Here is a 25,467-nt window from a genome sequence, read left to right as displayed (position 1 = left end):
GGTCATGGTTATCCACAGGCCGAAGCGGGATTTCGTGATCCGCGGGATGGTCACGGCATGACGAATCACAACGAAGCGGCCGGTGCGTCCGGCGACAGCGACATCAGCGGGCGCGGTGGGCACGGGGGAGAGGACGCGCACGGCGGACACGATGACGGCGGTGCGCGCGGCGGACAGGACGAGTGCGGGGCCCACGGCACGCGCAGCGGACGGTGGAAGAAGCGGCCCCGGCACGACGGACGCGATCTGCCCGGCGGGCACCAGGTCACCCTGCGGACACCGGCCGAGCTGGCGGACGCCCTGCCGTACCTGCTCGGGTACCGGCCGGAGGACAGCGTCGTGCTCGCCGCCCTGCACGACGGGGAGAGGCGGGGCCGCTTCGGCGGGCGGGCGCGGCTCGGCATCCCGGCCCAGCCGGACGACTGGCCGTCCGTGGCCGAGCAGCTGGCGCACGGGCTGGTGAAGGGAAGTGAGCGCAGGGGGGCCCGCCCGGGGAGCATCGTCGTGTACCTCTGCCAGGAGCCCGGGAGCGGCGAGTCGGGCCGGGACGTCATGGAGCGGCTGCGCCCGCTCGCCCAGTTGCTGCGGACGGCCTGCGGCCGCCTCGACGTGCCGGTGATCGAGGCCCTCTGCATCTCCGACGGCCGCTTCTGGTCGTACTGCTGCCCCGGCCGGGGATGCTGCTCACCCGACGGAGAGACGATGGGACTGCCCGGCACCTCCGTCCTCGCCGCCGCGGCGACCTACGCGGGCCTCCAGGTGCGCGGAACTCTCCGAGAGCTCACGGCTCGCCTCATCCCCTGGGAGCGCGGGGCCGCGGTGGATCAGGAGGTGGCGCTCGATGCGGCGAACAGAGCTTTGATTCCCAGGATCCTGGACGACGAGAGCCGCACGGCCCTGTCCGAGGAGACACTCGAACAGGCGCGACGGCTCCTGAAACGGTTCGCGGACGCTCCACCCGTCTCCGGTGTCCGTCCGGCCGACCTCCGCGACGACGGACTCCTGGAAGCCGAGGAGGCCGCCACCCTGATCCTCGGCCTTCAGGACCGTACGACCCGCGACCGCGCCGCCGAGTGGATGGAGGGCGACGAGGCCGGCCCGGCCCTGCGACTCTGGCGGGCGCTGGCCCGCCGCTGTGTCGGCTCCTACGGCGAGCACGCCGCGGCCCCTCTCACCCTCGCCGGATGGGTCGCCTGGTCGAGCGGTGACGAACTGGAGGCCCGAGAAGCCCTCGCCATGGCCCTGGGCGCCGATCCCGACTACCTCTTCGCGCGCCTTCTGCACCAGGCGTGCAACGAGGGACTGGACCCCGAGTCGATCCGTCGTTGCCTGCGCGCGGAGCGCACCGGCCGGCCGGGGGCTGAATTGGCGCGGCCGTCCGGAACCGACCGCGCGGCACCCCTCGGGGCCGTGGAACCGTCACCGGACTCAGGGGCACCGGTTCCCCCTGGATCGTCCGACGTCACGGCGCAGCCCTCCGGGGCGGCTGGCCGTCGCCGGCGCAGGGCGCGACCGGCGGGGAGCGGGGAGACGCGCCTGAGCCGCCGCTCTCCCGGGGCGCGCGGTCTCCCCATGCTTCGGCCCGCTGAGGACGGCTCGCCCACCGGGGACGGGCCGGGGCGTGCGTTCGGGCGGACGACCGATCGGGCGAGGGCTCGCCGCGAGGACCGTCGCCGGGAGGTGGGGGAGGAGACATGAGCGGTCGCTTCCACCGAGTCCCCGAAGGCGGGGCGCGCGCATCCGCGTTCGCCCGGCGAATCCCCGGCGTGTTCGGCCGGCCCGTCGACCTCCCTGTCACGGATGGCCGTCCGTCCCGCCGCCATTCGGTCGGCTTCCGGCATCGAGGGCGTGACTCGGAGCAGGGCCGTTCCGTTCACCTGTGTGGCGGTACCCGCGGCCGGACCGCGCCGCCGAACACCCCCGACCCTCCGGATCTCCCGACCCGGCGCCGAGCGCGCCCGCAGCGCACCGAGCGCGGAGGAAGCCGCATGCCCATGCCCACCCCGCCCTCCGAGTCCGACGGCGACCTCCCGTCCTCGCGCGGCCCCGCGCGACACCTCAACCGCCGAGGCGGTTCGGCACCACCGTTCGCAGGAGTGGAGACCGCAATGAGCCCTTTCGCGGCGACGGCGGGTGCTCCCACGGCCCGCCCGGCACCGGTTCCCTTTCCGCGCCGGTCCACGGACCTGCCTCCCGTGCACACATCGCTCATCTGTGTCGCCCTGCCGGGACTGGCGATCTCCACGGAACAGGGACAGCTGACCGGTCGCGGACTGGACGGGTTCTACCGCGCGGGCCGGCGGATGCTTTCCCGCTGCCAGGTGAAGGTGGCGGGGCGTGAACCGCTCCCCGTACAGGCCCGGATGATCGGCGCCGACCGGGCCCGCTTCGTGGGGACGGTGCGCGCGTCCACCGACTCGGGCCCCGATCCGGACGTGATCGTGGAACGGACCAGGAGCGCGGACGGCACGGAGCGGATCGTCCTGCACAGCGCTGCCTCCCGCGCGCTGCGCCTCTCGCTGGAGGTCGCCCTCGGCACGGACCTCGCGGAACTCGGTTCGGTCGCCTCGGGCCGAGCGGGACCCGAACTGCCCGCCACCGTCAACGACTCGGGCCTCCGGTGGACCAGCCCCACGGGAAACTCCACCGTCACCGCCGACCCGCCACCCGCCGACGCCCTGGCCTCCGCGGGACTGCTCCGCTGGGAGCTGGAACTGCCGCCCGGCGGCACGCGCACCGTGGAGCTGCGGGTACGGCCCGACGGCGCGGGGCCCAACAGAGCCGTGGGGCGAGGCGCGGCGAGCCCGCTGGCCCAGGCCCAGGCCATGGGCGACGACCCCAGGATCCAGGCGCTCCTGCACACCGGCGTGGAGGATCTCCGGGCCCTGTTGCTGCGTGACCCCGCGCACCCGTCGGACCCGCACCTCGCGGCGGGCGCGCCGTGGCGCTGCGGCCTGGCACCGGCCGACGCGCTCGCCGCGGCCCGGATGACGCTGCCGCTCGGCACCCGCCTTGCCGCGGGCACCCTGCGCACTCTCGCCCGGACCCAGATCGCGGGCCAGGGAGCGCGATCCGGCCTGATCCCCGGGCCGCTCCGGGACGCGGGTCCCTGTCTGCCGCCGGGATGCACGGCAACCGAAGCGACCCTGCTGTTCCCCGTCCTCCTCGCGGAGGCTCGGCGCTGGGGGCTGGCGGAGCGGGCGACCGAGGAACTGCTGCCCGCCGCCGAGCGGTGCCTCGCCTGGTTGCGGACCACCGTGGGTGACGGCACCTACCTGCCCGACCCGCAACCCGGCGGGCCGTACCGCTGCGAGACGCAGGCCCACGCCCATCGGGCGGCCGTGCTGGGTGCCGACCTGCTCGACGAGACAGGCCGGCCCGGTGGCGCGGGACTGCGGCAGTGGGCGCAAGACCTGCGGGCGGCCTTTCACGAGGACTTCTGGGTCGAGGACAGAGGCGAGGAAAGACCCATGGCCGCCCGCGCCCCGGACGGGCGCCCGGTGCCGCAGCTCGGCGCGGGCACCGTCCACCTCCTGGACACGGGACTCCTCGGCTCCGGAGCCCTGGCCCCCGGCCTTCTGGACAAGACGCGGACCGAGCGGTTCGCGCGGGCGCTCGCAGGCCCCGCCATGGACTCGGGCTGGGGGCTGCGCAGCCTCGGCGCCAGGGAAGCGGCGTACAACCCCTTCGGCCATCGCAGCGGCGCCGTACGGGTCCACGAGACCGCCGTCGCCGTCGCCGGGCTGATCGCCGCCGGCCATGAAAGGGAGGCGAACGCCCTGTTGCAGGGGCTCCTGGCGGCCGCCGAGACCTTCGGGCACCGGCTGCCCGAGATGTACGCGGGCGAGCAGCGCACCCAGGGAAGCGCACCGGTGCCGCATCCCACGGCCTGCCGGCCCGCGGCCACGTCGGCGGCAGCCGTCGTGCTGCTCGTCACCGCCCTCGCGGGTATCCGCCCCGACGCCCCGGCGGGGACGGTGACACTGCGTCCGGCCGGCAGCGCACCCCTCGGTGAGATCGGGCTGACGGGACTGCGGATCGCGGGCGGACCCTTCTCCGTACGCATCAGCAGGCTCGGCCTCGCCATGGTCGAGGAGGCCGCCGACGGACTGCAGTTGGGGGCGTGACCTCGCGGGTGACCCCCCTCGGACCGTGGCCCGCGGAGTCCTCCGGAACGTGTCGCGATCGGAAGTGGATCACGGCCGGACGTGGTCGGCGAAGGGCGTGTTTATCGTCAAGGAGACGACTATGATCGCGGCATGCCCTACGACCCGTCTGCCTTTCCGCCCTTTGCCGTGACCGTGGACCTGGTCGTGCTGACCGTGCGCCGCCATGCCCTGTGCGCGCTGGCGGTACGCAGGGGCGAGCAGCCGTTCCAGGGCCGGTGGGCGCTGCCGGGCGGGTTCGTGCGGGCCGACGAGAATCTGGCGCAGGCGGCGGCGCGCGAGCTGGCCGAGGAGACCGGGCTGCGCGCCCACGACCCGTCCGCGCCGGCGCAGGACAACGGCGCGCACCTCGAGCAGCTGGCGACGTACGGCGACCCCGAACGCGACCCGCGCATGAGGGTCGTCAGCGTGGCCCATCTCGCGCTCGCCCCCGACCTGCCCACGCCCCGGGCCGGAGGTGACGCCAGGAGCGCGCGCTGGGCGCCGGTGGAGGAGCTGCTCCAGCAGGGTGGTTACGGCCGCGACGGCGAGCAGGCGGCGCCACTCGCCTTCGACCACGCGACGATCCTCGGGGACGGTGTGGAACGCGCCCGGTCCAAGATCGAGTACTCGTCGTTGGCCACCGCCTTCTGCCCGACCGAATTCACCGTCGGCGAGCTGCGCCGTGTCTACGAGGCGGTGTGGGGCGTCGCGCTCGATCCGCGCAACTTTCACCGCAAGGTGACGGGTACGCCGGGCTTCCTCGTGCCCACGGGAGGTACGACCACGCGCCAGGGAGGCCGCCCCGCCCAGCTGTTCCGCGCGGGCGGCGCCACCCTGCTCAATCCGCCCATGCTGCGCCCCGAAGTCTGACAATCAGACCTGCTCCGGGGCGGGAAGCTCGCGCGACAGAGGGACGGCCCGGCAGAGACCAGTCATCGGTGCCCGAAAAAACGGAAATGTCGCGCTATCTTGCTGTGAGTGATCCAGGCCATCGGACTGACCAGCAACCCCCGCAGAGAGCTTCCGCCCGCTGTCGACGACGTGTCCTTCGAGGCGCGCGCGGGCCACGTCACAGCCCTCCTCGGAGCTTCGGGTGCGGGAAAGACAACGACGCTGAAGCTCATGCTCGAACTCCGGCAGGGCCGAGGAATCACCTATTTCAGGGGTCGGCCGCTGCACCGGATCGCCCATCCGTCGCACGAGGTCGGCGTACTGCTCGGCGATGTGCCCGGCCATCCCGCGCGCACCGTCCACGGACAGCTCCGCATGCTGTGCGCCGCGGCCGGTGTTCCGGTACGGCGCGCCGACGAGGTCCTCGAAGTGGCCGGTCTCGTCAGCCTGCGCGACGAGCGCCTGGGCACTCTCTCGCGCGGCCTGGACCGCCGCCTGGGCCTCGCCTGCGCCCTGCTGGCCGACCCGCACACCCTCGTCCTCGACGACCCCGCCGCCGGACTCTCCGCCCGTGAGGGCCGCTGGATGCACGGGATCCTGCGCGCGCACGCGACCCAGGGCGGCACCGTCCTGTTCAGCACCGGTGACCCCAAGGAAGCGGCTCGGGTGGCCGACCGGGTCATCACGTTGCGGGAGGGCCGCCTCGCCGCCGACCAGGAGGCCGCGGACTTCGCCCGCACCCGGCTGCGCCCCCGGGTGGCCGTCCGCAGCCCGCACGCCGCCCGCCTCGGCACCCTGCTCGCCAAGGAGGCCCGGACCGGCCGGCGCTCCGTCGAGGTCGTGCGCGAGAACGGCAGCCGGCTCTCGGTGTACGGCAGCACCTGCGCCGACGTCGGCGAGACCGCCTTCCGGCACGGCATCCTCGTCCACCAACTCGCCGACGAGATCGGCGACATGGGAACACCCGCCGACCCGTCCGCCCGCGGCGACGCGCTCGGCAGTGACGATTCTTCCCCCGCCGGGACTCCTGTCACGGAAGGGCGGCCCGCGCTCCCGCCCCCCATCGCCGTACGCCAGGCACCGAGTCCCCTGCGTCCGCTGCGCTACGAACTGCGCCGCGCCGCCGGTCTCGGCACCGGCTACCGCACCTCCGCCGCCGTGCTGCTCGTCTCCGTCCTCCTGTCCGTCTTCCTCGCCAGAATCGGGCACACCCCCACCGCGCGACTGCTGGTCGCCTGGCCGCGCGAAAGCCCTTTGCCGCCGGCCGCGCTCGGCGCGGGACTGCTCGGCGCGATCGCCTTCGGCGAGGAATTCCGCTACCCCGCCCTGGCCGCGGACCGCGGAACCGTCCCCCGCCGGCTGGGACTGCTGGCGGCCAAACTCCTCGTCTCCTCGGGCACCGCGCTCATGCTGGCCTTTCTCACCGTGGGCTGCGACCTTGAAATCCTCTATCTCGTGTACGGGCGGGAACTCACCGCAATTCCCGGCGATTGGCTTTCCCTGGGCGCGAGTTGGACCGGACTGGTGGTCGGCTGCGCCTGGGCCGGGGTGCTGGCGGCGGGTCTCTTCCGGTCCACCACCGCCGGGCTCGCGGCCGTTCTCGCCGTTCCGGTCGTCGTCGTCCCGCTCGTACAAAAGGCCTTGTCGGGGCCATCCGTGCGGACGGCGGCCGGGTTCCCGGAGCGGCTGCGCGAGCTCACTCTGGTGCAGTGGCCGTTCGGGGGAGCGCGCTATCTGGCGGCCATGGCGCGGCTGGTCGCCCAACCCGTCGGCGGCGCACTGACGTTGTCGCTGACCGCACTGCTCTGCGCATATCTGCTCACGACCCTGCGGAGCCGGGTTCGATGACGACCGTCCGCGCCCGTCCGTTTCCGCCCTGCCCACAACTCCTTGGAGAACGCCCATTTCTTTCCGATAAGGCGTCAATTGCGACGGGGTGAGCGATCACCCTTTCGTGTGCTTTTCACCAAAGACCTCAAGGGAGTTGGAGACAACGCCGACAAATGATCCGTGAGTACCCTTGCGCACACCATGATGACCGCCGCCCGCTCCACAGACTCCGGCCTGGCCGGCCCGGGCGAACTCGACCGCTATCCCTACAGCGACTCCCCTCGTACCGAACGCCTCGGTGTCCCCGCGTGGGAGAACGCCGACCAGGAGCTCGGCCGCGTGGGCCGACGCGGCGCGGGCAACCGCGGACGCGGACTCCACGGCCAGCTCGTTCAACAACTGGGCCAGATGATCGTCTCCGGCGACCTCGGCGCGGACCGTCCCCTCGTCCCCGAGGAAATCGGACAAAGGTTCGAAGTCTCGCGGACCGTCGTCCGTGAATCGCTTCGCGTCCTGGAGGCGAAGGGCCTGGTCAGCGCCCGGCCCAACGTCGGTACACGGGTGCGCCCCGTCAGTGACTGGAACCTTCTCGACCCGGACATCATCGAATGGCGTGCCTTCGGTCCGCAGCGTGACGATCAGCGACGCGAGCTGGGCGAGCTGCGCTGGACGATCGAACCGCTCGCCGCCCGCCTCGCCGCCGGGCATGGTCGGGAGGAGGTGCAGCAGCGTCTCGGCGACATGGTCGAGATCATGGGCCACGCCTTGGCGCAGGGTGACTCGCTCACGTTCTCGCGGGCCGACTCGGAGTTCCACTCGATGCTCATCCAGGTCGCGGGCAACCGCATGCTGGAGCACCTTTCCGGGATCGTGTCGGCCGCGCTCCAGGTCTCCGGTGGTCCCGTCACCGGCTGTGAGCGGCCGACCGAGGCCTCTTTGGTGCACCATGGCCGCATCGTCGACGCGCTGGCCGCTGCGGACGGCACGGCGGCCGAGACCGCCATGCGCCAGTTGCTCACGGTCCACCCCGAGGTGGAGCGCGTGGTGCCCGCGCCGCGCGAGCACTGACCGCGCTCCGAGGGCGGCGCGGTCGGGGGCGTGTGTCCTCGTGTGGCATCGCTCGGCCGGTGAACCATCTCTCGTCGGACCTCTTCGGATCCTTCCGGGATTCGGCGGGGTCCGGTGATGTGATGAGGTGACGCAGCCGTCGGTTTGAGGTGATGAGTCCATCAGCTGAATCTCTCTGACCTTATCTGACCGTATCTGGCTGCTTTTGGGCTCTTACGGGGTGTGACTCGGGCCACGCAGATTGGGCGTAACGCTCTTCGGAACTGCGCGATGACCTAAGAGGTGACAGCCGAGGAAGGAATACGGACGCCGTTCATGGCGCTGTGAGTCTTCCCGGCCCCCGCCCGCGCCGTCGACCCATCCCCAAGTCGGCGGTCGTCGGTCCCTGTCCGTATCGGACGGGGCCGGAAGCCGTTTTCCAACGTTCCGAGAGGTTGTTCGTGTCGGCCAGCACATCCCGTACGCTCCCGCCGGAGATCGCCGAGTCCGTCTCTGTCATGGCGCTCATCGAGCGGGGAAAGGCTGAGGGGCAGATCGCCGGCGATGACGTGCGTCGGGCCTTCGAAGCTGACCAGATTCCGGCCACTCAGTGGAAGAACGTACTGCGCAGCCTCAACCAGATCCTCGAGGAAGAGGGTGTGACGCTGATGGTCAGTGCCGCGGAGCCCAAGCGCACCCGAAAGAGCGTCGCAGCGAAGAGTCCGGCCAAGCGCACCGCCACCAAGACGGTCGCGGCGAAGACGGTGACCACCAAGAAGGCCACCGCAGCTCCGGCCGCCCCTGCCGCCCACGATCCGGCCGAGGACGCGTCCGACGGCCGGGTCGCCGCCAAGAAGACGGTCGCCAAGAAGGCCGTCGCGAAGAAGACGGTCGCCAAGAAGGCCGTCGCGAAGAAGACCACCGCCAAGAAGGACGACGTCGAGTTGGCCGACGACGAGGCGGTCGAGGAGACCCCGGGCAAGCCCGGTGCCGAGGAGCCCGCCGAGGACGGCGCCCAGGGCTTCGTGCTGTCCGACGAGGACGAGGACGACGCGCCGGCGCAGCAGGTCGCCGCCGCCGGTGCCACCGCGGACCCGGTCAAGGACTACCTGAAGCAGATCGGCAAGGTCCCCCTGCTCAACGCCGAGCAGGAGGTGGAGCTCGCCAAGCGCATCGAGGCGGGCCTCTTCGCCGAGGACAAGCTGGCCAACGCGGACAAGCTCGCGCCGAAGCTCAAGCGTGAGCTGGAGATCATCGCCGAGGACGGCCGTCGGGCGAAGAACCACCTCCTGGAGGCCAACCTCCGTCTGGTGGTCTCCCTGGCCAAGCGTTACACCGGCCGCGGCATGCTCTTCCTGGACCTCATCCAGGAGGGCAACCTCGGTCTGATCCGCGCGGTGGAGAAGTTCGACTACACCAAGGGCTACAAGTTCTCCACATACGCCACCTGGTGGATCCGTCAGGCGATCACCCGCGCCATGGCCGACCAGGCCCGCACCATCCGTATCCCGGTGCACATGGTCGAGGTCATCAACAAGCTCGCGCGCGTGCAGCGCCAGATGCTCCAGGACCTGGGCCGCGAGCCCACCCCGGAGGAGCTGGCCAAGGAACTCGACATGACCCCGGAGAAGGTCATCGAGGTCCAGAAGTACGGCCGCGAGCCCATCTCGCTGCACACCCCCCTGGGTGAGGACGGCGACAGCGAGTTCGGTGACCTCATCGAGGACTCCGAGGCCGTCGTCCCGGCCGACGCGGTCAGCTTCACGCTCCTCCAGGAGCAGCTGCACTCCGTTCTCGACACCCTTTCCGAGCGCGAGGCGGGTGTCGTCTCGATGCGTTTCGGTCTCACCGACGGTCAGCCGAAGACCCTCGACGAGATCGGCAAGGTGTACGGCGTCACGCGCGAGCGGATCCGTCAGATCGAGTCCAAGACGATGTCGAAGCTGCGCCACCCGTCGCGCTCGCAGGTGCTGCGCGACTACCTCGACTAGGTCTCGGCCGTACGTCACCGAGGGCCCGACTCCCGCTGAGGAGCCGGGCCCTCGGTCTGTGCGCGGAGTGCGCGTCGTCGCAGGCTGGATCACTCTGGGTGTTCCAAGACCATCCCAGAGTGAGGAGCGCGCATGCGCCGCCCCCTTGTCGCCTCGCTGGCCCTTGCGGCCGCCGCGGCCGTGATACCGCTGGCGTCCCCCGCCCCGGCCGCGACCGGTGGCGTCATCATCGGAGGCCAACCCGTCGATATCGCCCAGAGCCCGTGGACCGTGGCGCTGTCCAGCCGTGACCGGTTCGGGGGTACGCGGGCCGGGCAGTTCTGCGGCGGTGTGGCGATCGGCCCGACGCTCGTACTGACCGCGGCCCACTGCCTGGGTCCGACAGTGCTCGGAGGACCACCTCAGAAGGTGCGCGACCTGAGTGTCATCGCGGGCCGGGGGGACCTGCTCTCCACCAAGGGCCAGGAGATCCCGGTCAGCAGGACCTGGGTCAATCCCGCTTACGACGCCACCGCGAACGCCGGGGACTTCGCGGTGCTCACGCTCGCCTCCCCGCTGCCCCAGAGCTCGGTCATCAGGATGGCGGCCTCCGGGGACGCCGCCTACGCGCCCGGTACGGGAGCCGCGGTCTACGGCTGGGGTGACACGTCGGGCGGCGGCGACTACGCGCTCACCCTGCGCTCCGTGGGCGTGAGCGTACTGGCCGACGCGGTCTGCGAACGAGCCTATCCGGGAAACGCGGACGGGGCCTACAGGGCCGCCTCCATGCTCTGCGCCGGCGAGATCGAGGGCGGGCGGGACGCCTGCCAGGGTGACAGCGGCGGGCCGCTGGTCGCTCGGGGCCGGCTGATCGGTCTCGTGTCGTGGGGCAACGGCTGCGGACAGCCGGGAAGCCCCGGGGTGTACACGCGGGTCTCAGAGGTCGTCAGGGCGCTGGGCTCGCGCCGCTGAGGGCGGCACGGGCGTAGCGGGCCTGTGCCGGGGCCTGGTGCCGGGCCTGCCGGCCGCTCCAGGCGGTGTGGAGGCCGTGGAGGCCCGTGAGGACGTTGAGGCCGTGCCGGTCGGTATACGGGTTCGCGTGCTTCCGGAAGCTGTGCGGCCCAGGAGCGCGCCAGGTGTATTCGGAGAGGGCGGCCCGGGGTGTTCCGGCCGTCGGAGCCTCGCCACCCCTGGTGCTCGAAGCGGCTGGAGCCGTACGCACCGGGGCGATGCGGCTCATCCGGTGGAGACGGTACGCATATGGGCGGCCACCCCCAGTGGCAGGGGTGGCCGCCCATACACCCGGCCTATGCCGGAGGTGGCTCGTCGTTGATGCGAAGAAGGGTCAGCGCTCTTCGTCGTCGGACGTTGCCGGGGCCGACGTCAGTCGCTCCGTCTCGTCCTGTATCTCAGCGGCGATCTTCTTGAGTTCCGGCTCGAACTTACGCCCGTGATGGGCGCAGAAGAGCAGCTCACCGCCGCTGAGGAGGACGACGCGCAGATATGCCTGGGCGCCGCAACGGTCGCAGCGGTCAGCGGCCGTCAGCGGGCTCGCGGGGGTCAGAACAGTAGTCACGTCGCCTCTTCTCTAGCTCGACGAGCTGTCGTACCAGGGTCAACATCCAACCAGGCCGAAAACGTTCCCGCTCGTGGCCTTTCCTCGAAAATTTCTCTCCGGGGCGGCTGTCTGCTGCCAGGTGGCGGCGAATGAGCCGTATTGCGTCTTCGCGTCTTACGGGTTCGCGCTGTCTGTCAGGGTCGGCCCTCCCGGCTGGCTTGCCGGTTGTTCATGAGGACGTGCCCGGAGCCTAAATGGTTCATGCCCCGAAGGGAACGTGATATGTACTTCACTCCATCGAGGGATCGAACACCCATACGACCCTGGACTAGTCTGAGTTCATGCGAGGGTGGCGTTACAACGGCTCTACCAGGCCTCGGTACCCTCTCAGCGGTGACCGAAGCCGGCCCCTTACCCAAAAGGGCCCCATCTGAAATTCAGCGAGGAGCGAACCGCGTGACCGCCGACACGTCCGTGCCGTCCACAGCGTTGCTGACCGGATCAGACCGGGACGGTTCCAACTACACCGCGCGGCACCTGCTCGTCCTCGAGGGGCTCGAAGCCGTCCGCAAGCGCCCGGGCATGTACATCGGGTCGACCGACAGTCGCGGTCTGATGCACTGCCTGTGGGAGATCATCGACAACTCCGTGGACGAGGCCCTGGCGGGCTACTGCGACCACATCGACGTGATCCTGCACGACGACGGCTCGGTGGACGTGCGGGACAACGGCCGTGGCATCCCGGTCGACGTGGAGCCCAAGACCGGCCTGTCCGGCGTCGAGGTCGTGATGACCAAGCTGCACGCCGGCGGCAAGTTCGGCGGCGGCTCGTACGCGGCCTCCGGCGGTCTGCACGGCGTGGGCGCCTCCGTGGTGAACGCGCTCTCCGCCCGTCTGGACGTCGAGGTGGACCGCAGCGGCAACACGCACGCGGTCAGTTTCCGGCGCGGCACCCCGGGAGCGTTCAAGGCGGACGGCCCCGAGGCCGCCTTCGACGCGACGAGCGGGCTGCGCAAGCTCAAGCGGATCCCCAAGACGCGCACCGGCACCCGCGTGCGCTACTGGGCCGATCGCCAGATCTTCCTCAAGGACGCCAAGCTCTCCCTGGACCACCTGCATCAGCGTGCCCGCCAGACCGCCTTCCTGGTCCCGGGCCTGACCATCGTCGTACGCGACGAGTACGGGCTCGGCGAGGGCGGCAGCAAGGGCGAGGAGTCCTTCCGCTTCGACGGCGGCATCAGTGAGTTCTGCGAGTACCTGGCCTCGGACAAGCCCGTCTGCGACGTTCTCCGCTTCTCGGGGCAGGGCAGCTTCAAGGAGACCGTCCCGGTCCTCGACGACCACGGACAGATGACGCCGGCCGAGGTCACCCGCGAGCTCGCCGTGGACGTGGCGCTGCGCTGGGGTACGGGCTACGACACGAACCTGAAGTCGTTCGTGAACATCATCGCCACCCCCAAGGGCGGCACCCATGTCGCCGGCTTCGAGCAGGCCGTGGCCAAGACGATGAACGAAGTGCTGCGGGCCAAGAAGCTGCTGCGCGTCGCCGAGGACGACATCGTCAAGGACGACGCCCTGGAGGGCCTGACCTCCGTCGTCACCGTGCGTCTCGCCGAGCCGCAGTTCGAGGGCCAGACCAAGGAGGTCCTCGGGACCTCGGCGGCCCGCCGTATCGTGACCAATGTGGTCTCCAGGGAGCTCAAGGCGTTCCTGACCTCCACCAAGCGGGACGACGCCGCGCAGGCCCGCGTCGTGATGGAGAAGGCCGTCGCCGCCGCGCGCACGAGGATCGCCGCGCGCCAGCACAAGGACGCGCAGCGCCGGAAGACGGCCCTCGAGTCCTCGTCCCTGCCCGCCAAGCTCGCCGACTGCCGCAGCGACGACGTCGGGCGCAGTGAGCTGTTCATCGTCGAGGGCGACTCCGCGCTCGGTACGGCCAAGCTGGCGCGGAACTCCGAGTTCCAGGCGCTGCTGCCGATCCGGGGCAAGATCCTCAACGTGCAGAAGTCGTCCGTGACGGACATGCTCAAGAACGCCGAGTGCGGTGCGATCATCCAGGTCATAGGGGCCGGGTCCGGGCGGACCTTCGACATCGACGCGGCGCGGTACGGGAAGATCATTCTCCTCGTCGACGCCGATGTCGACGGTGCGCACATCCGGATCCTGCTGCTCACCCTGTTCCAGCGGTACATGCGGCCGATGGTCGAGGCCGGGCGCGTCTTCGCGGCGGTGCCGCCGCTGCACCGCATCGAGCTCAGCCAGCCCAAGAAGGGGCAGGACAAGTACGTCTACACGTACTCGGACCGTGAGCTGCGGGAGACGATGCTGGAGCTGCAGCGCAAGAACGTGCGGTACAAGGACTCGATCCAGCGGTACAAGGGTCTCGGTGAGATGGACGCCGATCAGCTGGCCGAGACCACGATGGATCCCAAATTCCGGACGCTGCGCCGGATCAACATCTCCGACCTGGATGCCTCCGAGCAGGTGTTCGATCTGCTGATGGGGAACGACGTGGCTCCGCGCAAGGAGTTCATCTCCAGGTCCGCGGCGACGTTGGACCGGTCGCGTATCGACGCGTAGGCGCTGCGCGGGTGCGAGCGGTGGTGGAGCGGGCGGTGGTGAGGCGGGGCCGTGCCGGTACGTCGAGCCCGTCGTCGCTGGATCAGGCGTGGGCCGGGTATGGAAGCCGTTGCTCGATCGGGCGTGAGCGACGGGCTGCGGCGTACCGGCACGGCCCTCCCGTGTGTCGTCGGGTGCGGTGAGACGGGGGAGTGCGGGGCTGCGGCGGGATTCGCCGGGGCCGGAACGGGGTGAGGGTGCCGTGGGCTCCACCCGTGGGTGGAGGCTTGGGGCGGGAGTGGATCCACCCGGGATCCACCCGGGCTCCGATCCGCTGACCTCGCGATTTCCGTAGCGTCGAAGGCGTCGACTGCACTCGCTGTCGGCACCCGCTCTTCCTCGCCCATGGAGGTCGCGATGTCCGGGCTCGTCAACGCCTTGGTGATCGTCGCCGTTGTTGTTCTGGTCGTCGCACGCCAATTCCGTACGCGCAGGGTCAGCACGGACAGGCGCTGGTGGATCGTGCCGGCCGTGCTGGCCGTGATCGCTCTGCGTGAGCCGGGACTCATCGACGCCCATCACCGGACCGAGGCGATCCTGCTCATCGGGGCCGAGATCGTCATCGGGCTGGCGGTCGGAGCCGCCTGGGCGTGGACCACACGGATGTGGGCGGAGCCGGACGGCACGGTCTGGAGCAGGAGCACCAAGGCGGGCGCGGCCGTCTGGGGCGTGGGCATAGCCCTGCGGCTGGGGCTCTTCGGCGTCGGGGCGCTGCTGGGCGTGCGTCAGGACAGCTCCGCCCTGCTGCTCGCGCTCGCGGCCACCCTGATGGTCCGCTCGGGGCTGCTGCTCTGGCGGTCGCAGTCCCTGCGCCCGACGGTCGGGCGGGACGCGGCATACGGTGGCGGCGTGCCCCAGGCCGCGTGGAAGGAGCGCGTGTGACCGAGTATTCCTGGACCCGCTGGCCGTCCCGCGAGGCACTCTCCCGGGCGGGAGTGACCAAGGCCAGGCGCGGGCTCGCCTGGACGACGCGACTCTTCGCCCTGGGCGTGCTCCTGTGGACGACCTTCACGAACAGCGATCTCAGCGGATGGGACACCGCCGCGGCAGCGCTGGGAGTGATCGTCTGCGGCGTCGCCGCCTGGGCGTTCTGGCAGACCACGCTCCAGCACCGGCTGCTGCCCTCCGTGGGGCTGCTCGCGCTGTTGCTCGCGCTCGCGACAGTGGCGGCGGGCACGGGATTCAGGATTCCGGCGCTCGTGCTGTGGTGCGCGTGCGGGATCAGTGCCATCGAGAGGCTGCCCCTGGCGGCGGCGCTGCCCGTCACCACGGTGGCGCTGAGCGCCTACGTGGCGGTCGACGACGACATCTGGCTGACCACGGTGGCCACCGCCGTGGGGCTCGTCCTGGCGGGATACGTACTGCGCCTCGACGCGGAGGCGCGGGGCAGTGCCCAGCGCCTCCTCGTCCAGGAGCGGGCGGCACGTGCGGCCGAGGCCGAGTCGGCGGCACTCGCGGAGCGCGCCAGGATCGCACGGGAGATCCACGATGTGCTGGCACACAGCCTCTCGGCGCAGATGGTGCACCTCGAGGCGGCCCGGCTGCTGATCGAGAGGGGCGCCGACCGGGCGACGATCCTCGAACGCGTCGTGGCGGCGCGCGGGATGGCCAGGGAAGGGCTCGCCGAGACCCGGCAGGCGCTCTCCGCGCTACGGGGCGAGATGTCCCCGGTGGAGGAATTCCTGGGTGAGCTGGTCGCCACGTCCGACGGGGCCGACGTCACCGTCACCGGTGAACGCCAGCCGCTGCCGGCCGAGGCCTCGCAGGCGGTGCGCAGGGTGGCGCAGGAGGCCCTCACGAACGTCCGCAAGCACGCGCCGGGCGCCAAGGTCCACGTCCGGCTGGAATACGGCGAACACGAAGTGACGCTGGCCGTACGGGACTCGGGGGGAGCGTCGGGGGAGCTCGGCGCCGCCGGCGCCGGGTACGGTCTGCTGGGCATGCGGGAGCGTGCCGAACTGCTGGGCGGCTCGTTGGAGGCCGGGCCGGACGAGGAGGGCTTCGTGGTCACGCTGAAGGTGCCGGTATGACGGCGGAGGAGACCGGAAGGGCGGCCCGGGTCGTGGTGGCCGACGACCAGACGGTGGTGCGCGAGGGCATCGTGATGCTGCTGGGCCTGCTGCCGGGGATCGAGGTCGTGGGTGCGGCCGGGGACGGGGAGGAGGCCGTGGCGCTCGTCGCCGAACTCGCCCCGGACGTCGTGCTGATGGACCTGCGCATGCCTCGCTGCGACGGCGTCGAGGCGACCCGGCGCATCCGCGCCGAGCATCCGGGGACACAGGTGGTCGTGCTCACCACGTACGCGGACGACGAGTCGCTGTTTCCGGCGCTCAGGGCGGGGGCCCGCGGATATCTCACCAAGGACGCGGGCGGTGACGAGATCGTGCGCGCCGTGGAGAGCGTGCTGTCCGGGAACGCGGGACTCTCACCGAGTGTCCAACGGCGGTTGCTGGAGCGGCTGTCACAGCCGGAACCGCCGTCGGCCGCGCCCGTGGTACCGCCCGACGGGCTCACCGCGCGCGAGACCGAGGTGCTGCTGCTGATCGCCGAGGGGCTCACCAACCAGGAGATCGCCCGCAAGCTGCATGTCTCCACCGCCACGGTGAAGACCCACATCAACAATCTCTTCGCCAAGACGGGACTCAAGGACCGTGCCCAAGCGGTGCGTTATGCCTATGGGAAAGGTCTCGTCCGGCCACCGGTGAATTGAGTCACCTGATGGGGTGAAGCGGGTGGGTAGAAGAGTCCGGGATCTTCCCGATCTGTACATCCTTGGGTACGCGGCCGAAACGGGTCGCGGACAAGGAGAGTTCGGTGGAGAAGCACGACGGCCGCGACACGGGGGAGGTCCGGTTCGACGACCCCTGGTATGACGCGCTCGCCTCCGGCTGGGGCGAGTTGGACGGCACGGGGGCGCCCGCGCCCGTCGTCCCGCCCGCGCGCCAGGGGCAGGAAGGCCGCATCGGCGGCACGGCCGAGGTCTATCTGAAAGTGCAGCGCAGCGCGGCCTTCCGGGAGGTGCGCGGGCGGTACCGGAGGTTCGTGATCCCGGCCTTCGCCGTGTTCTTCACCTGGTACGTCGGCTACGTGGTGACCGCGACGGCGGCACCCGGGTTCATGGCCCGGTCGGTCGCGGGCGCGGTCAACGTGGGCATGGTGGCGGGGCTCGGGCAGTTCCTCACCACGTTCCTGCTCACCTGGGCGTACGCGCGGCACGCGCGGCTGCGCCGGGACCGAGCGGCACTGGAACTCCGTTGGGACACACAGGAGTTGACGCGCAGCGTCAGAGGGGCCGAGCGGTGACCGGCAACCATCAGACGCTGGCCCTGCTGCTGTTCAGCGCATTCGTGGCGGTGACGCTGGCGATCACCACATGGGTGAGCCGCAATCGGCACGGTTCGGCCGAGGAGTTCTACGCCGGAGGGCGACTGTTCTCATCAATGGAGAATGGTTTTGCCATTTCTGGTGACTATATGTCGGCGGCATCTTTCCTCGGGGTCACGGGACTCATCGCGCTCTATGGCTACGACGGACTGCTGTACGTCGTGGGATTCTTCGTCGCCTGGCTCGTCGTTCTGTTCCTCGTCGCCGAACTGGTCCGCAACTGCGGGAGGTTCACCCTCGCCGACGTCGTCGCGGCGCGGATGAGCGAGCGACCCGTGCGGATCGCGGCGGGAACGGCCTCGGTGACGGTGTCCGTTCTGTATCTGGTGGCGCAGATGGTGGGCGCGGGCAGCCTGGTCGCGCTGCTGCTGGGAGGTACGAGCGACGCGGCGCGGAACTGGACGGTGATCGGTGTCGGCGCGCTCATGGTGATCTACGTGTCGCTCGGCGGGATGCGTGCCACCACGTGGATCCAGATCGTCAAGGCGGTCCTGCTGATGGGCGGCGCCGTCGCGCTGACCGTGCTCGTCCTGGTGCGCTTCCACGGGGACTTCAACCAGTTGTTGCTTTCGGCCGCCGGGCGCAGCGGGCACGGCGACGCGTTCCTCGTGCCCGGACTGAAGTACGGCGGGGACTGGACGGCGCGTCTCGACTTCATCAGCCTGGGTCTCGCGCTGGTGCTCGGCACGGCCGGTCTGCCGCACATCCTGTCGCGCTTCTACACCGTGCCGACCGCGCGGGCCGCACGGCGCTCGGTGGTCTGGGCGATCGGGCTCATCGGGGGCTTCTACCTGATGACGATCGTGCTGGGCTTCGGCGCGGCGGCGATCGTCGGACCGGAGGCGGTGAGGGAGTCGAACGCGGCGGGCAACACGGCGGTTCCGCTGCTCGCGCTCGACCTGGGCGGCGGTCCCGATTCGACAGGCGGGACGGTGCTGTTCGCGGTCGTGGCGGCCATCGCCTTCGCCACGATCCTCGCGGTCGTCGCCGGCATCACGCTGGCCTCGTCCGCGTCCGTGGCCCACGACCTGTACGCCTCACTGCGACGCCGGCACGCGAAGGTACGCAGCGAGGTCGCGGTGGCGCGTGCGGCGGCGGTGGGCATCGGAGTCGTCGCGATCGGGCTCGGGCTGGTGGCCCGCGACCTGAACGTCGCCTTCCTGGTGGGCCTCGCCTTCGCCGTCGCCGCGTCCGCGAACCTGCCGGTGTTGCTGTACTCGCTGTTCTGGCGGAGCTTCACGACCCGCGGCGCGGTGTGGGCCGTATACGGCGGGTTGGTGCCCGCGTTGGTGCTCGTGCTGCTGTCGCCGGTGGTGTCGGGCAGTCCCGACTCCCTGTTCCCGGGCGTGGACTTCCAGTACTTCCCGCTGCAGAACCCCGGCCTCGCGTCGATCCCGCTCGGCTTCCTCGCCGGCTGGCTGGGGACGGTCACCTCGGTGGAGCCGCCGGACGAGGCCAAGTACGCGGAGACCGAGGTGCGGTCGCTGACGGGTGCCGGGGCGGTCTGACGGCACCCGGCACCCCGGGCGACGTGAACCGCGGCGAGGCGAGCGGCTTCCAGGACTCCCGTGACAGAGGACTGTGGCGCCGCAGGCCTTCGCGGCGTACCCCTCCGTCGCCGGCCCGCGCCTGTCCCCGTGCCGGTGCCGGTGCCCGTGCCCGTGCCCGTGGAGACTGTGATCCGTGTGTCAGGTGGCGCGTGCGGGCGACGCGCGGGGGACAGCCCTCAGGGCGCCACCCACGCGTACCGATGCTCGGGGCGTCCGGTGTCGCCGTACTTGAGGGACAGGCGCAGGCGTCCGGCCTGTTCGAGGTGGCGCAGGTAGCGCTGGGCGGTGGAACGGCTGAGGCCCGTCTCGGCGGCCACCTCGTGGGCCGACAGCGGTTGGTTCGCACGGTGCAGCACACCGCAGATCAGGTCGGTGGTGGGCTCCGAGTGGCCTCGGGGCAGCCCCGCCGACGCCGGTGTGGGCGCGGTGCGCAGGGCACCGAAGATCCGGTCGACCTGCTCCTGACCCGCCACGCCGCGCCCACCCACCCGGTCGACGGTGCGCCGCAGGGCCGCGTACGAGTCGAGGCGGGTGCGCAGTGCGGCGAAGGTGAACGGCTTGACCAGATAGTGCAGGGCACCCAGACGCATCGCGGCCCGCACGGTCGCCACGTCGCTCGCCGCGGTGATCATGATGACGTCGGTGCCGTGACCCCGTTCGCGCATGTGGTGGACGAGTTCGAGGCCCGTCTGGTCGGGCAGATAGTGGTCGAGCAGGACCAGGTCGACGGGCGCGCGCTCCACGGCGGCCAGGGCCTGGGCAGCGCTGTGCGCGCGGGCGGCCACCCGGAATCCGGGAACCTTCCCCACGTACTTCGCGTTGATCTCAGCGACGCGGAAGTCGTCGTCCACGACCAGGACGTCAATCATCGGGCCTCTTTCTCTCAAGGCCTGGCGAGCGTTAAGCCCGTGTTTCGGCTCCGCCGTTGTAGCGCGAGCAAAACGAGCACAACAGACTCTTGCAAGCAGAAGAAGACCTTGCGCCCAGAAGACTGATGCCATGGCCCACGCCACATCTACCGTCCCGGCCCATGAGCGCAGACACCGGCCCCGCCATCGAGCTACGGGGCGCGAGCAAGATCTTCAAGACCCCGTCAGGGGGGCTGCACACGGCAGTCAGGGAGCTGGACCTGACGATCGGCCGTGGCGAGTTCGTCGCCGTCGTCGGCCCCACGGGCTGTGGGAAGTCGACCACGCTGACCCTGGTGAGCGGCCTGGAGGAGCCCACCGAGGGCGAGGTCCTGGTGGCGGGCGCGCCGGTCGCGGGAGTCGGTGACAAGGTCGGTTTCGTCTTCCAGCAGGACGCGACCTTCCCGTGGCGTACGGTCCTGTCGAACGTCATGGCGGGCCCGCGGTTTCGTGGGGTGCCCAAGGCGGAGGCGAAGGAGCGGGCCCGCGAATGGCTGGCCAGGGTCGGGCTCGCGGCCTTCGAGGACCGCTATCCGCACCAGCTCTCCGGCGGTCAGCGCAAGCGGGTCGCGCTCGCCGCGACCTTCGTCAACGACCCCGAGATCCTGCTGATGGACGAACCCTTCTCGGCGCTCGACGTGCAGACCAGGGCCCTGATGTCGGACGAACTGCTGGAGTTGTGGGAGGGCACGGGCGCCTCGGTCGTCTTCGTCACCCACGACCTGGAGGAGTCCATCGCGCTCGCCGACAAGGTCGTCGTGATGACGGCGGGGCCGGCCACCGTGAAGCAGATCTTCGACATCGATCTGCCGCGGCCCCGCAAGGTCGAAGCCGTACGTCTGGAGCCGCGGTTCATCGAGATCTACCGCGAGATCTGGGAGTCGCTCGGCGAAGAGGTCCGCATCACGCGTGCGAGGGGTGCGGCCGATGTCGCCTGACGTCATGCCCGAGGCCGTCGTCGCGCCTGCCGACCGTGAACCCGTCAAGCAGGGACGCGCCCACTCACGGGCCCGAGCCGCCCGCCGACGCCGGATGATCGTCGCCGCGGCCCGTACGGTGCTTCTGGTCGCCGTGCTCGGTCTGTGGGAGGTGTTCGCACGGGCCGAGATCATCGACCCGTTCAACTTCTCCATGCCGTCGAAGATCTGGGACCAGATCTACACCTGGACCGCCCACGGGACCGCACTCGGTTCGCTCGGCGAGCAGATCTGGTTCACGCTCCACGAGGCGCTGCTCGGCTGGGTCATCGGCGTGGTGTCCGGCGTGGTCTTCGGTATCGCGCTGGGACGCGTCGCCTTCCTCGCCGATGTCCTTGGTCCATACATCAAGGTGCTCAACTCCATACCGAGGATCGTGCTGGCCCCGATCTTCGTGATCTGGTTCGGGCTCGGCCCCGCCTCCAAGGTCGCCTCCGCGGTGGTCCTGGTGTTCTTCCCGGTCTTCTTCAACGCGTTCCAGGGTGCCCGCGAGGTCGACCGCAACCTCGTCGCCAACGCCCGGATCCTGGGCGCGAGCGACCGACGGGTGACGCTTCAGGTCGTCATTCCGTCCGCCACCTCATGGATCTTCACCAGCCTCCACGTCAGCTTCGGCTTCGCCCTCATCGGCGCGATCGTCGGGGAGTACATCGGCGCCACCAAGGGCATCGGTCTGCTCGTCGCGCAGTCGCAGGGCACGTTCAACGCGGCCGGTGTGTACGCCGCGATGGTCATCCTCGCCGTGGTCGCGCTGCTGGCAGAGGGACTGCTCACCTTCGCCGAGCGCCGCATCTTCCGTTGGAAGCCGTCGGACTCCGAGAGCTGACCGGCCCGCTGCCCGGCTTTCCTGACCGCCCGGTCATGGTCGCCACCCGGAGGGCGCGCTGTGCGCCCAACCCCTCTCCTGGAAGCCCCCGTCGTTCTCCCGGCACCCCTCCGTAAACCCCGTTCCTGGTTCGGCTCCCCCCTTCAGGACGCCCGTTCCCGGTCCAACGCCTTTCCAGTGCCGCGGCAGGGCAACGTTCGCCCGTTCTGCCCGCACCGCCCTCTCACAAGGACGTGACCCATCATGCGCAAGACCGCCAGATACTCCGCGCTGGCAGCCGCCGGTCTGCTCGCCCTCTCCTCGCTCACCGCCTGTGCCAACGACGCGGCCTCCTCCACCGCCGACAGCGGCAGCGACGGAGGCGGCGGCAAGGGTGAACACGTCAAGATCATGGTGGGTGGCCTCGACAAGGTCATCTACCTGCCGGCGATGCTCACCCAGCGGCTCGGCTACTTCGACGACCAGGGCCTGGACGTCGAACTCCTCAGCGAGCCGGCCGGTGTGCAGGCGGAGACCGCGCTCGTCTCGGGTCAGGTGCAGGGGGCCGTCGGCTTCTACGACCACACGCTCGACCTGCAGACCAAGGGCAAGTCCGTGGAGTCCGTGGTGCAGTTCTCGCACGCGCCCGGTGAGGTGGAACTCGTCTCCGCCCAGCGCGCGGGCGACATCACGTCGCCCAAGGACTTCAAGGGCAAGAAGCTCGGCATCACCGGGCTCGGCTCCTCCACCGACTTCCTCACCAAGTACCTGGCGGTCAAGAACGGGGTGAAGGTCAGCGACTTCTCGCCGGTCGCCGTCGGCGCAGGACCGACCTTCATCTCCGCGCTCCAGAAGGGCGCGATCGACGGCGGCATGACGACGGACCCGACGGTCGCCACGGTCCTGAAGAAGGGCCTGGGCAAGGTGCTCATCGACATGCGTACGCCGAAGGGTTCGGCGGAGGCGTTCGGCGGCCCGTATCCCTCGTCCAGCCTCTACATGCAGACGGACTGGGCGAACGGTCACAAGGCGACGGTCCAGAAGCTGGCCAACGCCTTCGTGAAGACGCTCGCGTGGATGGCCACGCACAGCGCGTCCGAGATCGCCGCCAAGATGCCCGCCGACTACTCACAGGGCGACAAGGCGCTCTACGCCACCGCCATCGAGAGCACGCTGCCGATGTTCACCAAGGACGGGGTGATGCCCGAGGGCGGCCCCGAGACCGTCGAGAAGGTGCTCAAGGCGTTCAACCCCAACATCAAGAACGCCAAGGTGGACCTCGGCAGGACCTTCACCACGGAGTTCGTGAAGAAGGCCGCCGGCTGAACAGCCCGAGCGGTCCACCGCGCGCACGGATGTGCTTCCCCGGCAGTCGTACGCACGGTGGACCGTTCGGACTCCGGCCCCTGCCTCCTGAGCGGTGGCCTCACATGCGGGTCACCCAGACGTACCGATGCTCCGGGCGGCCCGTGTCGCCGTACCTGAGGGTCAGCCGGGCGCGTCCCGTGCGCTCCAGGAGCTTCAGGTAGCGCTGGGCGGTCTGCCGGCTCAGTCCGGTCCCCTCGGCGATCTCCTGGGCCGACAGCGGTCCCTCGGCGTTCAGCAGGGCACGGCGTACGCGCTCGGCCGTCGGGGGGGAGTGCCCCTTGGGCGGGGCCGGCTGGGCAGCCGTCGACAGGGCGCCGAAGATGCGGTCCACCTGGGCCTGTTCGGCCTCTCCGCCACCGTCGAGGGTACGGCGCAGAGCCGCGTACGCCTCAAGCTTCGCGCGCAGGCCCGCGAAGGCGAACGGCTTGACCAGGTACTGGAGCGCGCCCTGCCGCATGGCCGCCTGCACGGTCGAGATGTCGCGGGCGGCCGTCACCATGATGACGTCGGTCTGGTGACCGCGCCGCCGCATCTCCTGGACGACCGCGAGCCCCGTCTCGTCGGGCAGGTAGTGGTCCAGCAGAACCAGGTCGAGGTGCGGCAGTGTCTCCATGAGGCGGATCGCCTCCGTGGCGCTGTGCGCCTCGCCCGCGACCCGGAACCCGGGCACCTTGGTGACGTAGGCGGCGTTGACCCGGGCGACCCGGGTGTCGTCGTCCACGACCAGCACCTCGATCACCGCGACCCCTCCCGGGCGGCCGTGGGGGCGGCGGGTTCCGCCGCCAGGTCCGCCTCCGTGAGTGCCTCCGGCAGGACGACCGTGAACTCCGCGCCCCCGCCGCTCGCCTCGGCCACCCCGGCGCTGCCGCCCTGCCGCTCGGCGAACCGGCTCACCAGGGAGAGACCGATCCCGCGCTTGCCGTGCGCCGGCGGCTTCTTGGTGGACCACCCGTCCGTGAAGATGAGCTCCCGCCGCTCCGCCGGGATGCCCGGCCCGGTGTCCCTCACGCGGAGCACGGCCGTACGCCCCTGGACCCGCAATTCGACCTCCACGCGCGCGTGCGGCGTGCCGGCGACGGCGTCGAGCGCGTTGTCGACGAGGTTCCCGACGACGGTGACCAGTCCGCGCGGGTCGAGCAGCCGGTCGGGCAGCAGCGTCCCGTCCGAGATCCACAGGGCCACGCCACGCTCGGCCGCGACGGTGGCCTTCCCGACCAACAGGGCGGCGAGCAGCGGATCGTGGACCTTCTCGGTGACCTGTTCCGCGGTGATCCGATGGTCGCCGACCACCTCACCGACGAACTCCACGGCGTCGTCGTACATCTCCAGTTCGAGCAGTCCCAGAAGGGTGTGCATCCGGTTGGCGTGCTCGTGGTCCTGGGCCCGCAGAGCGTCGATCAGTCCGTGCGTGGCGTCGAGTTCACGGCTGAGCTGCTCCAGTTCGGTGCGGTCGCGCAGGGTGGCCACGGCGCCGCCGTCGTCGGTCGGCATCCGGTTGGCGACCAGGACGCGCTGACCGCGCACGGTCAGCAGATCCGTGCCGGTGACCCTGCCGGCCAGCACGTCGGTGGTACGGCCGGGCCCGAGCAGGTCGTCGAGCGGCCCGCCGATGGCCGCGGCGTCGAGTCCGAGCAGCCGCTGGGCCTCGTCGTTGAGGAGGCGTATCCGGCCGGTCCGGTCCAGCGCGACGACGCCCTCCCGGATGCCGTGCAACATCGCCTCGCGTTCCGCGAGCAGTGCCGAGATGTCGGAGAAGGCCAGGTCACGGGTTTGCCGCTGGACCCGGCGGGAGAGCAGATACGCGGCGAACGCACCGACGGCCAGGGCTCCGCCCGCGTAGGCGAAGAGGCCCGGGATGGCGTGGATCAGCCGGTTGCGCACACTGTCGTACTTGATGCCGACCGAGACCGCGCCGACGATGTGCCCTCGGAGGCGCAGCGGCACCTTGCCGCGCGCCGAGCGCCCCAGTGTGCCGCTGTCGATCTGCATGACGTCCTTGCCGGCGAGGGCCCGGCGGGGGTCGGTGGAGACGACCCGGCCGATCTGGGTGACGTCCTTGTGCGACCAGCGCACGCCGTTCGTGTTCATCACCACCACGTACTCGGCGTCGCTGGCCCGCCGGATCCGTTCGGCGGCAATCTGCACGGGTCCGTTCACGGACGGCAGCGACGTCTGCAGGTCCTCGGCGATGCGCGGCTGGGCCGCCGTGGTCTGCGCGATCGCGAGGGCGCGGCGCATGGCCTGGTCGTCGAGCTGCGCGCTCAGGGGGGCGAGGAACAGCCCGGTCGCGAGGACGGCGACTCCGGCGGCGATCGCCACCTGCATCAGCAGCACCTGCGAGAACATCCGCCGCGGCAGACGGAGGCGCAGGCGTCGTGTACGGGGAGTGGAGCTCATGCCCATGACCGTACG

At 70.7% G+C, this 25,467-nt stretch carries 20 protein-coding genes; 16 read left to right on the top strand and 4 right to left on the bottom strand.

Annotation, left to right across the window (positions count from 1 at the left end):
- Window positions 1–57: 57 nt before the first annotated feature.
- The 7 genes from ABZV34_RS17595 to ABZV34_RS17565 all read left to right on the top strand — a co-directional run bounded on the left by ABZV34_RS17595 (window position 58) and on the right by ABZV34_RS17565 (window position 10,858).
- Entirely contained in the window at window positions 58–1,698 is a 1,641-nt protein-coding gene (locus ABZV34_RS17595; protein ID WP_356276788.1) for a DUF4192 domain-containing protein, read from the top strand.
- Window positions 1,699–2,108: 410 nt separating this feature from the next.
- Entirely contained in the window at window positions 2,109–4,127 is a 2,019-nt protein-coding gene (locus ABZV34_RS17590; protein ID WP_356276785.1) for a glycogen debranching N-terminal domain-containing protein, read from the top strand.
- Between the two features lie 132 nt (window positions 4,128–4,259).
- Window positions 4,260–5,018 carry an NUDIX hydrolase gene (locus ABZV34_RS17585; RefSeq protein ID WP_356276782.1) on the top strand — a complete coding sequence of 253 codons (759 nt, stop codon included), beginning with the start codon at window positions 4,260–4,262 and terminating at the stop codon, window positions 5,016–5,018.
- Between the two features lie 108 nt (window positions 5,019–5,126).
- Window positions 5,127–6,887 carry an ATP-binding cassette domain-containing protein gene (locus ABZV34_RS17580; RefSeq protein ID WP_356276779.1) on the top strand — a complete coding sequence of 587 codons (1,761 nt, stop codon included), beginning with the start codon at window positions 5,127–5,129 and terminating at the stop codon, window positions 6,885–6,887.
- 162 nt (window positions 6,888–7,049) lie between these two features.
- Complete coding sequence (locus tag ABZV34_RS17575; RefSeq protein WP_356276776.1) at window positions 7,050–7,937, top strand: FCD domain-containing protein; 888 nt, start codon at window positions 7,050–7,052, stop codon at window positions 7,935–7,937.
- 440 nt (window positions 7,938–8,377) lie between these two features.
- Window positions 8,378–9,907 carry an RNA polymerase sigma factor gene (locus ABZV34_RS17570; protein WP_356276773.1) on the top strand — a complete coding sequence of 510 codons (1,530 nt, stop codon included), beginning with the start codon at window positions 8,378–8,380 and terminating at the stop codon, window positions 9,905–9,907.
- Between the two features lie 132 nt (window positions 9,908–10,039).
- Window positions 10,040–10,858 carry a serine protease gene (locus ABZV34_RS17565; RefSeq protein ID WP_356276770.1) on the top strand — a complete coding sequence of 273 codons (819 nt, stop codon included), beginning with the start codon at window positions 10,040–10,042 and terminating at the stop codon, window positions 10,856–10,858.
- Between the two features lie 373 nt (window positions 10,859–11,231).
- Here ABZV34_RS17565 and ABZV34_RS17560 read toward each other — a convergent pair whose 3' ends face one another.
- On the bottom strand, window positions 11,232–11,462 hold the full coding sequence (locus ABZV34_RS17560; RefSeq protein ID WP_356276767.1) for a hypothetical protein: 231 nt from the start codon (window positions 11,460–11,462) through the stop codon (window positions 11,232–11,234).
- A gap of 438 nt (window positions 11,463–11,900) precedes the next feature.
- On the opposite strand from ABZV34_RS17560, the gene ABZV34_RS17555 reads away from it, so the two are divergent.
- The 6 genes from ABZV34_RS17555 (at window position 11,901) to ABZV34_RS17530 (ending at window position 18,955) form a co-directional block, all read left to right on the top strand.
- Entirely contained in the window at window positions 11,901–14,024 is a 2,124-nt protein-coding gene (locus ABZV34_RS17555; protein WP_356276764.1) for a DNA topoisomerase IV subunit B, read from the top strand.
- Between the two features lie 396 nt (window positions 14,025–14,420).
- The gene (locus tag ABZV34_RS17550; protein ID WP_356276762.1) at window positions 14,421–14,945 is read left to right on the top strand and encodes a DUF1453 domain-containing protein; all 525 of its coding nucleotides are present in this window, start codon (window positions 14,421–14,423) and stop codon (window positions 14,943–14,945) included.
- Entirely contained in the window at window positions 14,942–16,093 is a 1,152-nt protein-coding gene (locus ABZV34_RS17545; protein ID WP_356276759.1) for a histidine kinase, read from the top strand. The genes ABZV34_RS17550 and ABZV34_RS17545 overlap by 4 nt, the downstream gene beginning before the upstream one ends.
- Window positions 16,090–16,773 (top strand): response regulator transcription factor, encoded by a 684-nt coding sequence (locus ABZV34_RS17540; protein ID WP_356276756.1) that lies wholly within the window; start codon window positions 16,090–16,092, stop codon window positions 16,771–16,773. Before ABZV34_RS17545 ends, ABZV34_RS17540 begins: the two co-directional genes overlap by 4 nt.
- Window positions 16,774–16,877: 104 nt before the next feature.
- Window positions 16,878–17,366 (top strand): DUF485 domain-containing protein, encoded by a 489-nt coding sequence (locus ABZV34_RS17535; RefSeq protein WP_356276753.1) that lies wholly within the window; start codon window positions 16,878–16,880, stop codon window positions 17,364–17,366.
- The gene (locus ABZV34_RS17530) at window positions 17,363–18,955 is read left to right on the top strand and encodes a cation acetate symporter (protein ID WP_356276750.1); all 1,593 of its coding nucleotides are present in this window, start codon (window positions 17,363–17,365) and stop codon (window positions 18,953–18,955) included. The genes ABZV34_RS17535 and ABZV34_RS17530 overlap by 4 nt, the downstream gene beginning before the upstream one ends.
- 218 nt (window positions 18,956–19,173) lie before the next feature.
- On the opposite strand, the gene ABZV34_RS17525 is transcribed toward ABZV34_RS17530, so the two are convergent.
- On the bottom strand, window positions 19,174–19,866 hold the full coding sequence (locus ABZV34_RS17525; protein ID WP_356276747.1) for a response regulator: 693 nt from the start codon (window positions 19,864–19,866) through the stop codon (window positions 19,174–19,176).
- Window positions 19,867–20,027: 161 nt separating this feature from the next.
- Here ABZV34_RS17525 and ABZV34_RS17520 point away from each other — a divergent pair, with 161 nt between their 5' ends.
- The 3 genes from ABZV34_RS17520 to ABZV34_RS17510 all read left to right on the top strand — a co-directional run bounded on the left by ABZV34_RS17520 (window position 20,028) and on the right by ABZV34_RS17510 (window position 23,013).
- Window positions 20,028–20,843 (top strand): ABC transporter ATP-binding protein, encoded by an 816-nt coding sequence (locus ABZV34_RS17520; protein WP_356276745.1) that lies wholly within the window; start codon window positions 20,028–20,030, stop codon window positions 20,841–20,843.
- Window positions 20,833–21,708 carry an ABC transporter permease gene (locus ABZV34_RS17515; protein ID WP_356276742.1) on the top strand — a complete coding sequence of 292 codons (876 nt, stop codon included), beginning with the start codon at window positions 20,833–20,835 and terminating at the stop codon, window positions 21,706–21,708. Before ABZV34_RS17520 ends, ABZV34_RS17515 begins: the two co-directional genes overlap by 11 nt.
- A gap of 243 nt (window positions 21,709–21,951) precedes the next feature.
- Window positions 21,952–23,013: an ABC transporter substrate-binding protein gene (locus ABZV34_RS17510; RefSeq protein ID WP_356276739.1), complete on the top strand. Its 1,062-nt coding sequence runs from the start codon at window positions 21,952–21,954 to the stop codon at window positions 23,011–23,013.
- A gap of 100 nt (window positions 23,014–23,113) precedes the next feature.
- On the opposite strand, the gene ABZV34_RS17505 is transcribed toward ABZV34_RS17510, so the two are convergent.
- Both ABZV34_RS17505 and ABZV34_RS17500 read right to left on the bottom strand, forming a co-directional pair.
- Window positions 23,114–23,794 (bottom strand): response regulator, encoded by a 681-nt coding sequence (locus tag ABZV34_RS17505; protein ID WP_356276737.1) that lies wholly within the window; start codon window positions 23,792–23,794, stop codon window positions 23,114–23,116.
- Window positions 23,791–25,452 carry a sensor histidine kinase gene (locus ABZV34_RS17500; protein WP_356276735.1) on the bottom strand — a complete coding sequence of 554 codons (1,662 nt, stop codon included), beginning with the start codon at window positions 25,450–25,452 and terminating at the stop codon, window positions 23,791–23,793. Before ABZV34_RS17500 ends, ABZV34_RS17505 begins: the two co-directional genes overlap by 4 nt.
- Between the last annotated feature and the right edge of the window lie 15 nt (window positions 25,453–25,467).

The organism is Streptomyces sp. NPDC005195, from assembly GCF_040608315.1.
Classification (GTDB): Bacteria; Actinomycetota; Actinomycetes; order Streptomycetales; family Streptomycetaceae; genus Streptomyces; species Streptomyces kaempferi.
This window is presented reverse-complemented; position numbering and strand designations above follow the sequence as displayed.

What these genes read in the sequence shown, in the direction of transcription:
- ABZV34_RS17525 (WP_356276747.1), bottom strand. Translation starts at nt 19,866, where the DNA reads ATGATTGACGTCCTGGTCGTGGACGACGACTTCCGCGTCGCTGAGATC.
- ABZV34_RS17565 (WP_356276770.1), top strand. Translation starts at nt 10,040, where the DNA reads ATGCGCCGCCCCCTTGTCGCCTCGCTGGCCCTTGCGGCCGCCGCGGCC.
- ABZV34_RS17515 (WP_356276742.1), top strand. Translation starts at nt 20,833, where the DNA reads ATGTCGCCTGACGTCATGCCCGAGGCCGTCGTCGCGCCTGCCGACCGT.
- ABZV34_RS17540 (WP_356276756.1), top strand. Translation starts at nt 16,090, where the DNA reads ATGACGGCGGAGGAGACCGGAAGGGCGGCCCGGGTCGTGGTGGCCGAC.
- ABZV34_RS17590 (WP_356276785.1), top strand. Translation starts at nt 2,109, where the DNA reads ATGAGCCCTTTCGCGGCGACGGCGGGTGCTCCCACGGCCCGCCCGGCA.
- ABZV34_RS17550 (WP_356276762.1), top strand. Translation starts at nt 14,421, where the DNA reads ATGTCCGGGCTCGTCAACGCCTTGGTGATCGTCGCCGTTGTTGTTCTG.
- ABZV34_RS17595 (WP_356276788.1), top strand. Translation starts at nt 58, where the DNA reads ATGACGAATCACAACGAAGCGGCCGGTGCGTCCGGCGACAGCGACATC.
- ABZV34_RS17585 (WP_356276782.1), top strand. Translation starts at nt 4,260, where the DNA reads ATGCCCTACGACCCGTCTGCCTTTCCGCCCTTTGCCGTGACCGTGGAC.
- ABZV34_RS17500 (WP_356276735.1), bottom strand. Translation starts at nt 25,452, where the DNA reads ATGAGCTCCACTCCCCGTACACGACGCCTGCGCCTCCGTCTGCCGCGG.
- ABZV34_RS17510 (WP_356276739.1), top strand. Translation starts at nt 21,952, where the DNA reads ATGCGCAAGACCGCCAGATACTCCGCGCTGGCAGCCGCCGGTCTGCTC.
- ABZV34_RS17520 (WP_356276745.1), top strand. Translation starts at nt 20,028, where the DNA reads ATGAGCGCAGACACCGGCCCCGCCATCGAGCTACGGGGCGCGAGCAAG.